Origin of the sequence: Kaistella sp. (assembly GCF_041824135.1) — a bacterium.
In the GTDB taxonomy this organism is placed as follows: domain Bacteria; phylum Bacteroidota; class Bacteroidia; order Flavobacteriales; family Weeksellaceae; genus Kaistella.
This window is the reverse complement of record NZ_JBGZYM010000007.1, coordinates 1-8,784: the sequence shown is the minus strand read 5'-3', so window position 1 is coordinate 8,784 and position 8,784 is coordinate 1. Positions and strand designations below refer to the sequence as shown.

The window sequence follows — 8,784 nt, the reverse complement described above, 5'->3', positions numbered from 1 at the left end:
TGGCTCAATGGCGGGTGACGTGGTTAATTGAACATTCTACCTCGCATCAACTTTTGTGGTGTATTGACAGTTTTGTGCTCCAAAATCCGCCACTGCGCCAAGCGCCAAACCGTTATGTGTAATTTTAGCCGCAAACGCAGTTAAAACAAAAAGGCTCCGAATTTCGGAACCTTCTTTTTATCATTTCATTTTTCTAAAAAACTTGTACAACAAATCGATTTTATTTGAACAAAGAATTGGCATTGCTTCAAAAAGGGTTTCTTCATCCCATTCCCACCATTTCATTTCCTGCAATTTTTGGATGTCATCATCACTAAATCTCTTTTTTATCAATTTGGCTGGATTTCCCCCTACAATTGAATAAGGTTCAACATCTTTTGTAACCAAAGCACGACTGCCAATAACAGCTCCATCTCCTATCTGAACTCCTGGCATTATCATAGCTTCACTACCAATCCAAACATCATTCCCAACAACTGTATCTCCTGCTTTTTGAAATCCATCTTGGCTTTTACTGAAAACATCAAATTCAGACATATAAAAAAATGGAAAACTGGAAATCCAATCATATTTATGACCTTGATTACCTGCCATTATGAAACTTGCACCGCTCCCTATTGAACAATAAGAACCGATAATTAGTTTATCGACATCATTCCTGTCCGGAAACAGATAACGAGCACAATCGTCAAATGAATGACCGTGATAATAACCAGAATAATAAGAATATTTACCCGAAATTATATTGGGATTAGTTATGTGGTCTTTGATTATTTTTCCTTTAAAAGGACTTTCGAAGTAATTTTTCATTATTTAACATATTTAATTTACAATAAGAGACAATAAGGAAACGAAGAATAATACTAAACTATTCTCTTCCTATACGTTGCGTAAAGTAAATTTGCTAATCTGATAATTTCATCTGACAAAGATACTAAAAAACTACACATAACATCGCATTGGCAAAATGGCGGGTTAAGTTCAAAATTCAACTTTTGTGCTTTTTATTCCGCCGAATGTGTCCCACATTCAGCTTTTTTTTAATAATTTAGCTTCTGTGGAAACACATCGGCTACGTCACTGCTAAATTGAACTTTCGGTTCAATTTATCCGCCACTTCGCCAATGCGTTTCCCGTTATCTGTCATTTTAAAAAAAAGTATGAAAAGAACAATTTTTACAATTTTAGCAACTTTACTTATTAGTTTCTCTTTTGCTCAAAATTATGAACAACAAATAGCGAAAGCAGAAGAATTTGTAAGCAAAAAAGATTTTTGTAACGCTTATGAAATATTTAAACCTCTATTAATAGATAGTAATCAAGGTACCATATACGACTATTACTATGCTTCTCTTTCTGCTGTCAATTGTAAAAAAGACGAAGATGCTTTAAACTGGCTTAATGTTGCTGCTGAAAAAGGTTTAGGATTAAAAGATGGAGAAATAGATTTTATTAAAAAAGATAAAAATTTCAAGGAATTAAAAAGCACAGAAAAATGGGCTTCAATTATCAACACTATGCAAAATAAATTTGCAGATAAAAAATTAATTGAAGAAGCAAAATCTAAAAAATGGGTTTCCACTATAACAAAGAATGCTATTCAAAAAAAAAGATCAAAATTTAATACCGCCAATTCTGGCTTTGCATTATATTATTCAAGCGCGGAAAATATCAATGTTCCATATTTAGTCTTTGTTCCCAAAAATTACAACGCTAATAAACCTACAAAAGCGATAATATATCTACACGGAGGAATTAATTCGACAGAAAATTTCAATTTTGATAAACCTGAAATAACGCAAGAACCAATTTTTAAAGTTGCAGACCATTTTAATTCCATAATTATTTATCCATTTGGTAAGAAAGATTTTGGCTGGATGAATCAAAAAAAGGCTTTTCAGAACATCTATAAAATTCTGACTCAAGTTAAATCTACTTATAATATAGATAAAAAAAATATTTATTTGGGAGGAATGTCAAATGGTGGCACAGCAACTTTTTGGTTTGCTTCTCAAAGACCAAGTATTTTTACAGGTTTTTATGCGATTTCTGCTAATCCTAAATTAGAGATTGGAAATATTAATTTCAATTTCGATAAACCTTTTTATGAAATCCATACAAAAGATGATTCTGTTTTTAAGTTTGATGATGTAGAAAAAATATATAACACAAACAAGTCAAGGAATTGGCATTTTGAATCTATAGCAAATGGTGACCACGGAATTATCTATCAACAAAACGGAAATGAAGTTCTAGAAAACTTGCTGAAAGAATTAATTGAAAATAAAAACGCCAGATAACATCGTATTGGCAATAGCGCGGAGGAATCGCAATTTTAATTATTTTTGATATTCCGCAGATTATTTTATAATAAGAAAAAGTCCGCGTTAAAGCCGCACCATCGCCAATACGTAACCGTTATCTGCCATATTATGAAGAGATTCGCTGTAGTAATTCTGATATTTTTATTTAACACTGTAAGTTCACAAAATAGGATTTATGAAATATCATTTTGTGGAAGAGAGCAAAATGTAATATTAAGAGAAAAAAATAATAAAAAATTTTCTGGAACTATCAATTCAAAATTTCATAAACAAAAAAGTAAAAGGGACATAACCAAAACAAAGAGAATAAATAAGAATATTGCGAAAATAATTATAAATGACCTTAAGAATAATGGAATATTACAATTGAAAAATGAGGATGACAAAATTAATTGTGGTGACTTTTATCTAGATGGCGATATACTAAATTTTACAGTGACAGAAAATAAAATCATTCTTAACAAGGGTTTTGATGAAGTCTATCCAGAAAGTGAATCAAAAACAATTGAACCAAATGAATGTCGAAGAAAGGCTCAATTTTTAGCCACAATTATTGACAAACAATTAAATCTTAAAAAATTACATTCGCAACAGTTCAAAAAACTTGGTTCTGGAACTTGCTACTGGACAGGAATTTCACAAGTATGTATTAAAAAGAAATGAAAAATACGGCAGATAATAGCTAAGTTTTCGTTGCGTGCGCAGCACGAACAATGAAAACCCTGTTGAACGGAACCTTCGGCAGCTTTTGGTTGGGTATTTTCCCACACTATGGGTTTATCGACAAAAGATTTTTAGAGATACAAGAGACTTTGAGAAGAGTCTCTTTTTTTGTGGGTGATTTTGGCGAGTTTTTCTTGGTTTTATCGTGCTTTCCTTCACGTTAGGTTAACATTTCCCTTACCCAAATCCGCTAAAATGCAGATTTAGGAGCAGGTAAATTTCGGCTCATCTCCAAAAACCAACTTGGCGGACCTCGTAGATCGAACGTGGCAATCGTCACAAGATTTCCATCTTTACAACACGTACATTTCGGCTGAAAAGCTTTTGGCGGAAGCTTTTCTTTGGGCTGGATGCCTAAATTTTGTTGTAGATTTTTAAGTTTGATACGCTTCCAGGTGCTGCTCAAAAAACCATAATGACGGATTTTTACAAATCTTTTCGGTAAAATATGCATCACAAAACGGCGGATAAACTCTTCATGGCTCAAAACCATCTGCTTTTTGATGCCTTTTTGGCGGTAATCTTTGTAAGAAAAAGTTACCGTTTCCGCGTCAATTTTCCTGATTCTCTGGTTGCTGATGGCGATTTTATGCGTGTATCTGCCCAAATATTCTACCACAGATTTTGGGCTTCCAAAAGGCTTTTTGGCGTAAACTACCCAAGGTTTTTCCCACAGATTTCGCCTGATTTTGGTATATTCTTCAAGGTTTTTATCTTTTAATTTCTCACAAAATTTAGCCCTGAAAACTTTACTCAAAGCCTTTACCGGAAACAAAAATTTGCCGTCTGAACGTAGATTTTTCCAAGCTCCGCTTTCATCCACTCCACCGCCCGGAACAATGCAGTGCAAATGCGGATGAAGGCTCAGATTCTGCCCCCAAGTGTGCAAAACAGCAATCATTCCCATTTTTAAACCTCTGTTTTTTCCAAACAATTCAAGCATTTCCCAGGCAGATTCAAACAATATATCATACAACATTTTTGGCTGATGCAATGCTAAAGAATTTAAATGATCCGGAAGCGTAAAAACCACGTGGAAATAAGGTACCCGAAGCAGTTCGGTTTCCCTCATCCCAATCCATTGTTCACGGTTTTTGCCCTGACATTTTGGGCAGTGACGGTTTCGGCAGGAGTTATAACTGATGCTTAAAACTCCACATTCATCACAAGCATCGATATGACCGCCCAAAGCCGAAGTTCTGCACTTTTTTAAGGCAAATAAAGTTCTTAACTGCCAAGAATTAAGTTCTAAATTTTCCAATTTTGAAAATAAAATATTTAAAACATCGGCGACTTCGTATTGAGATTGAGATTGAGGTTGAGGTTGAGCTGGCTGTTTTTTTTTGGTTTTAAAACCACTCATTTCTTCCCAAATTCTGAAAAAAGGGTATCGAGCGGTGAAAAGAGTTTTTGGGTTGAAAGCTGGGCAATTTGAAGATAAACCAGCGTCGTGTCAATACTTTCGTGACCGAGAAGATTTTTGATGCTCAAAATATCCATCCCATCTTCCAGAAGATGCGTCGCAAAACTGTGCCGAAGCGTATGGACACTCACTTCTTTCAGGATGTTTGCCGTTTTTGATGCCTGCTTTACCGCCCACTGAACGCCCCGCTGCGAATATCTTGAATCGAAGCCTGTGCTGAGCGAAGTCGAAGCGCCGGCTCTTCCTTCTCGCGGCATTCCAAAGAGATAATCTTCCGGTTTTTCCGCTTTGATATACTTTTTGAGTCCACGAATCAGATGTTCGGAAAGTGGTAAATAGCGGTCTTTTTTGCCTTTTCCCTGAACCACTTTCAACTGTTTTCTATCAAAATCTAAGTCGCATAAACGGAGATTTCGAACCTCCATACATCGCAATCCGCAGCCGTAAAGAATGCCGATCAAAATTTTATGTTTCAGAAGTTTACAGCCGGACAACATCTGCCAAACCTCCTGTTTACTAAGCACTACAGGCAGTTTTTTCTCTTTTTTAATTTCCGGAAGACTCAAAAAATCATAGCTCAGACCTTCCGATTTAAGCAGAAATCGAAGTCCGTAAACGGTGTGTTTAAAATACGATTGCGAAGGCGATTTAGATTTTTTCTGAAGGTAAAAAAGGTAATCGTGAGTTTGCTCGGGATCCAATTCTGTAGGAATTTTCCCGAAATGTAGCGACACCGCAGCGACGTGTCTGGAGTAATTTTGAAAGGTACTTTGGCTTCTTCCCAACACCGAAACCGTACGTTCAAACCTATGCAAAAGTTCCGCAAATCCCGGAACTTCGCGCTTTGCCTGATTGATGATCTTGTTTTCTCTAAGCGCTTCTAAACTCTTTTTTTTTGTTGCCATTTTACTGATTTTTAATTAGTTTTACAAAGTAACTAAATATGGCGCTGAGAAAGCTACCGAAGGTTTAGTTCAACATAGTATTTGCAAAGTGCGGGATGAAGTCTTGAATTGAAAAGCCTAAATATTTAGCCGCATATGCTTTTCAATTCCACTTTTTTTAGTAATTTAGTCATTGGTTGCTACCGAAAAGTTTACGACCTGTTTATCGTTTTTCAAGGTGTTGATTTCTGCATTTTTGGTAATTCTACCTACGATTGTGTTCATAATCTTAAATTTTAAAATGTTAATATTTTGTTAATTTTTGTTTTGTCAAAGGTCAAATGTTGGGAGTGAATTGATTTGGTATCGAGGACACTCGGCATTTTTCTTTTTTTATATTAAGTTAGAAAACAGTATTTTTTGCTGGATTTTTATTGTTTTTCCGTTGATTTCAAAGAACGTCTATGGTTGATTTGATTCGTACAACTGAGGTTCCGGCTTTTTCTTTGCCCATGAACATAGGACGGCACCATCCATACAAAACCCGATTCGGTTCCGCTGGATAAAGGCAGAAAATTCCGAATCGGGCTTGAAATCTTTTTGTCCGAAGGATTTAGGAGTGTCTGGAAAAATTGTTGGAGCTTGTGGAAAGAATTTTTTTAGAAACCCAAAAAGATTTTTTTGTGTGGGTGGTGCCGTCCTACATTTGCAAACGTAAAAGCCCAACCGCAGTTGGGAAACTTAATCAATGGACGTGGTTGTTAATGGAAAACTAAAGGAAATTCATTGGAAAATGGTTTCTCCAATGATTTAAACTGATCAAATATTACAAAACCACTCGTTCAAGTCCTTAAAATTATGATAAATTAAAGAGCAATCCTCTACATTTTTGTATTGACTTTTAATTTTTAATTTAACCGATTTCCCATTCTTATCATTGTCTAGAAAAAGTGAAATTTTCTCATATTGTTTCAGTTTTTCTTCCACCTTGAAAAACATTGCGGTTGAATTTAAAGTCAAGTAATCACAGTTTGAATTATCTGATTTGTCTAAATTTCGGTAGGTCAGATAATCGAAAAAGCCCTCAAATATGAGAATCTCGTTCTTGAGATTGTTATCATTAACAATCAACGTCACATCCTTTTTTCCCAAACATATTTTTGACTGTGGATTGCGAATCTCAAAACCTCCGGACTTATTCTGAAATCCAATTCCGAAATATTTTCTTCCTTTCAATTCGTAGTGAATTTCCTTAACCCTATGCTTTTGCTCAAAAACTCTTCGGGACTTCAGATACTGAATTAATGCAGGATGCTGGATTTCTTTGATTTCTAAAATCTGATTGCATGTTTGACCAGTAGTTTCGTGATATTTTATTTCATTTTGAACTCTAAAATCCAATGTTGAAAGGCATTTCAATGCTTCTGAAACGGAACATTTCTTTATCTGTTGGACAATTGAAATCACATCGTAACTTTTTCCATTTCCAAAATCGAACGCCTTGTTTTTGACAAAATCGACCGCCAGACTTGGAATTTTTTCCTCCCGGTCCAACGCAAAATAAAACGCAGTTTTCGGATTTTCTTTGACCGGAAACAGCCCGAACGACTCCAAAACCGCCCGAATTCCGACGTTTTGCTTGACTTTTTCGCAATTCATTTTTTTTCTTTTAATGCAAATTACTTATCCACATTTCCCTTTTAAATAAAAAAGACTTTTAATTTACTTTTATATTACTTTTAGCAAACGGCATTCTTCTTTTGCCACAAAGGATTTAATGGTGTTTTTCGGTGAGTTCAATTCCGAAAACTAGTGAGTTCAATTCCGAAATCTGGGTGAGTGCAATTCCGAAATAAAGCCTGTTTTGGGGTGAGTGCAATTCCGAATCGATTTTTCCATTTATTCTGATAACCGTAGTTATCCACAAAACAGCTAGGTTATCCACAATTTTTGTGTTTTCTAAATCTTCGGGTGAGTGCAATTCCGAATTCGATGCTGTTATTTTGTTCATTTTTAACATTTCTTTAACTTTAGTGAGTGCAATTCCGAATTGGTGGTGAGTGCAATTCCGAAATCAGACAATCATCGGATAGCCATTAGGGAATATTTCTCCCATTTTTGTATTTCTATACAAATGCTTGATGTGTGCCTGAATTTCAATAAGAAATTTTTGACCTTTAAAGTCGGTCGATGCTATCTTTCTCATTCTGCAGTTCCTAATAAATTCCTTGAAGGCTCTTTCAATCAGTTCCCTTGTCTGCGGTATATTTTCGTATTGATGGAAAAACTGGACTGTTTCGGCTTCGTCTAATCTATATCGTTTTTTGAAATAGAGCAATCTTCGGTTAATTTTATGACTTTGGTTAAAATTCTCTTGGTTTGATTCTATAAGTTTTTTTGCTTCTTCAAATGGATGAGAAAATCCTTTGGTTAAGATAGGAACAATAAATATGGAATCCTTTTCATACCTGTATTGGAAAGAAAAACTATTGTATCTGTCGAGATTGATTTTGATGGGCTTTAGAAATTTGAAGCAGAAATCTTTGGTATTTTTATAATTTAACCCAAACTTTTTATTGAAATTACCCAGCTTCAGCATTGTTCCTGATTCGGGAATTTTTGAAAGCCAGATGGAGAAAATAATGTGTTTGTTGTTTCTGATATTATACACCAGATGATAGAGTACATAATTATATTCGGGAATAACCAATAATTTTTTCAGCCAGTAACTGCTAATTAGAAATGTGGTAAAACCTCTTTGGTCATAGGTTGGCGTAGAAATAAGTCCGCCAAATGTTTTGATTTCTTTCCCTTTTGAATTAAGCGATTTGTACCATCCCATCTTAAATTTGGCGAGAAACTCATAGGCATCCACAACCTGCTTTGTGGAACCACTCGGAGAAATTTTACTGTTCCGGATTTTGATGGAGGCGAAAATGTTATTTTCTGTTTCAAATTCTTCATCAAATAGGGAAAGTTGCTTCGGACGGTCTTCGGGACGAAACTGTTCATTGCCGATAATTGCAACGATATTGAAAATGACTCGAAGCGCATTGATTGGGATGTCCGCCGCTTGTTGGTCATCAAAAATAAAGTCGTCCACGAAATGGTTTCCCAGCCGAATCTTGTCGGGAACTTTTCCTCCCTTGTCCTCAAACTTCTTTCGGACATGGCGCAAATCTTTTTCAGATAAAGACATTTTCTATTCTTAATGTTCCTGATTTCTTATTTCCTGATTTCAGATGGTAATTATTTGGTTCGAACAGTTTTCTTTACTAGTTTTATTTTCTCACTTTTCAGTGTTTTGTCTCCATCAATGAGATTGTAGTGTTTGTAGGAATCAACACCAGTTGCTTTGAACACCCTTTTTTCGGCTTCTCCTATATTGGGGATCCTCACTTTCTGGATACCCAGATATTCGTAAGATATT

At 35.2% G+C, this 8,784-nt stretch carries 9 protein-coding genes and 1 pseudogene; 2 read left to right on the top strand and 8 right to left on the bottom strand.

The genetic code is table 11. The features are described 5' to 3' along the window. Nucleotides 1-180: 180 nt before the first annotated feature. The gene (catB, locus tag ACEYOS_RS00570; RefSeq protein WP_010256763.1) at nucleotides 181-810 is read right to left on the bottom strand and encodes a type B chloramphenicol O-acetyltransferase; all 630 of its coding nucleotides are present in this window, start codon (nucleotides 808-810) and stop codon (nucleotides 181-183) included. A 350-nt stretch (nucleotides 811-1,160) separates the two neighbouring features. Between catB and ACEYOS_RS00565 the strand changes: the two genes are divergently transcribed. Both ACEYOS_RS00565 and ACEYOS_RS00560 read left to right on the top strand, forming a co-directional pair. Further along, entirely contained in the window at nucleotides 1,161-2,300 is a 1,140-nt protein-coding gene (locus tag ACEYOS_RS00565; protein WP_069148669.1) for a prolyl oligopeptidase family serine peptidase, read from the top strand. A 132-nt stretch (nucleotides 2,301-2,432) separates the two neighbouring features. After that, complete coding sequence (locus ACEYOS_RS00560; protein ID WP_024566454.1) at nucleotides 2,433-2,987, top strand: hypothetical protein; 555 nt, start codon at nucleotides 2,433-2,435, stop codon at nucleotides 2,985-2,987. 250 nt (nucleotides 2,988-3,237) lie between these two features. On the opposite strand, the gene ACEYOS_RS00555 is transcribed toward ACEYOS_RS00560, so the two are convergent. The 7 genes and pseudogenes from ACEYOS_RS00555 to ACEYOS_RS00525 form a co-directional block, all read right to left on the bottom strand. After that, nucleotides 3,238-4,410 (bottom strand): IS91 family transposase, encoded by a 1,173-nt coding sequence (locus ACEYOS_RS00555; protein ID WP_373708986.1) that lies wholly within the window; start codon nucleotides 4,408-4,410, stop codon nucleotides 3,238-3,240. Next, nucleotides 4,407-5,375, bottom strand: coding sequence for a tyrosine-type recombinase/integrase (locus ACEYOS_RS00550; protein WP_373797476.1), 969 nt, complete (start codon nucleotides 5,373-5,375; stop codon nucleotides 4,407-4,409). The genes ACEYOS_RS00555 and ACEYOS_RS00550 overlap by 4 nt, the downstream gene beginning before the upstream one ends. 168 nt (nucleotides 5,376-5,543) lie before the next feature. Further along, nucleotides 5,544-5,639: pseudogene (locus ACEYOS_RS00545) on the bottom strand (single-stranded DNA-binding protein); the annotation flags it as partial. Nucleotides 5,640-6,173: 534 nt separating this feature from the next. After that, on the bottom strand, nucleotides 6,174-7,013 hold the full coding sequence (locus ACEYOS_RS00540; protein ID WP_024564046.1) for a toprim domain-containing protein: 840 nt from the start codon (nucleotides 7,011-7,013) through the stop codon (nucleotides 6,174-6,176). 115 nt (nucleotides 7,014-7,128) lie between these two features. After that, entirely contained in the window at nucleotides 7,129-7,365 is a 237-nt protein-coding gene (locus ACEYOS_RS00535) for a hypothetical protein (RefSeq protein WP_123903502.1), read from the bottom strand. Nucleotides 7,366-7,428: 63 nt separating this feature from the next. After that, nucleotides 7,429-8,553, bottom strand: a complete 1,125-nt coding sequence (locus ACEYOS_RS00530; RefSeq protein WP_373747885.1) for a hypothetical protein — start codon at nucleotides 8,551-8,553, stop codon at nucleotides 7,429-7,431. Nucleotides 8,554-8,603: 50 nt separating this feature from the next. After that, a partial coding sequence (locus ACEYOS_RS00525; RefSeq protein WP_373708717.1) for a hypothetical protein occupies nucleotides 8,604-8,784 on the bottom strand: 181 nt, incomplete at its 5' end.

Bases quoted from the DNA above. Each gene is read 5' to 3' on its own strand.
- catB (WP_010256763.1), bottom strand. From the start codon at position 810: ATGAAAAATTACTTCGAAAGTCCTTTTAAAGGAAAAATAATCAAAGAC.
- ACEYOS_RS00565 (WP_069148669.1), top strand. From the start codon at position 1,161: ATGAAAAGAACAATTTTTACAATTTTAGCAACTTTACTTATTAGTTTC.
- ACEYOS_RS00560 (WP_024566454.1), top strand. From the start codon at position 2,433: ATGAAGAGATTCGCTGTAGTAATTCTGATATTTTTATTTAACACTGTA.
- ACEYOS_RS00555 (WP_373708986.1), bottom strand. From the start codon at position 4,410: ATGAGTGGTTTTAAAACCAAAAAAAAACAGCCAGCTCAACCTCAACCT.
- ACEYOS_RS00550 (WP_373797476.1), bottom strand. From the start codon at position 5,375: ATGGCAACAAAAAAAAAGAGTTTAGAAGCGCTTAGAGAAAACAAGATC.
- ACEYOS_RS00540 (WP_024564046.1), bottom strand. From the start codon at position 7,013: ATGAATTGCGAAAAAGTCAAGCAAAACGTCGGAATTCGGGCGGTTTTG.
- ACEYOS_RS00535 (WP_123903502.1), bottom strand. From the start codon at position 7,365: ATGAACAAAATAACAGCATCGAATTCGGAATTGCACTCACCCGAAGAT.
- ACEYOS_RS00530 (WP_373747885.1), bottom strand. From the start codon at position 8,553: ATGTCTTTATCTGAAAAAGATTTGCGCCATGTCCGAAAGAAGTTTGAG.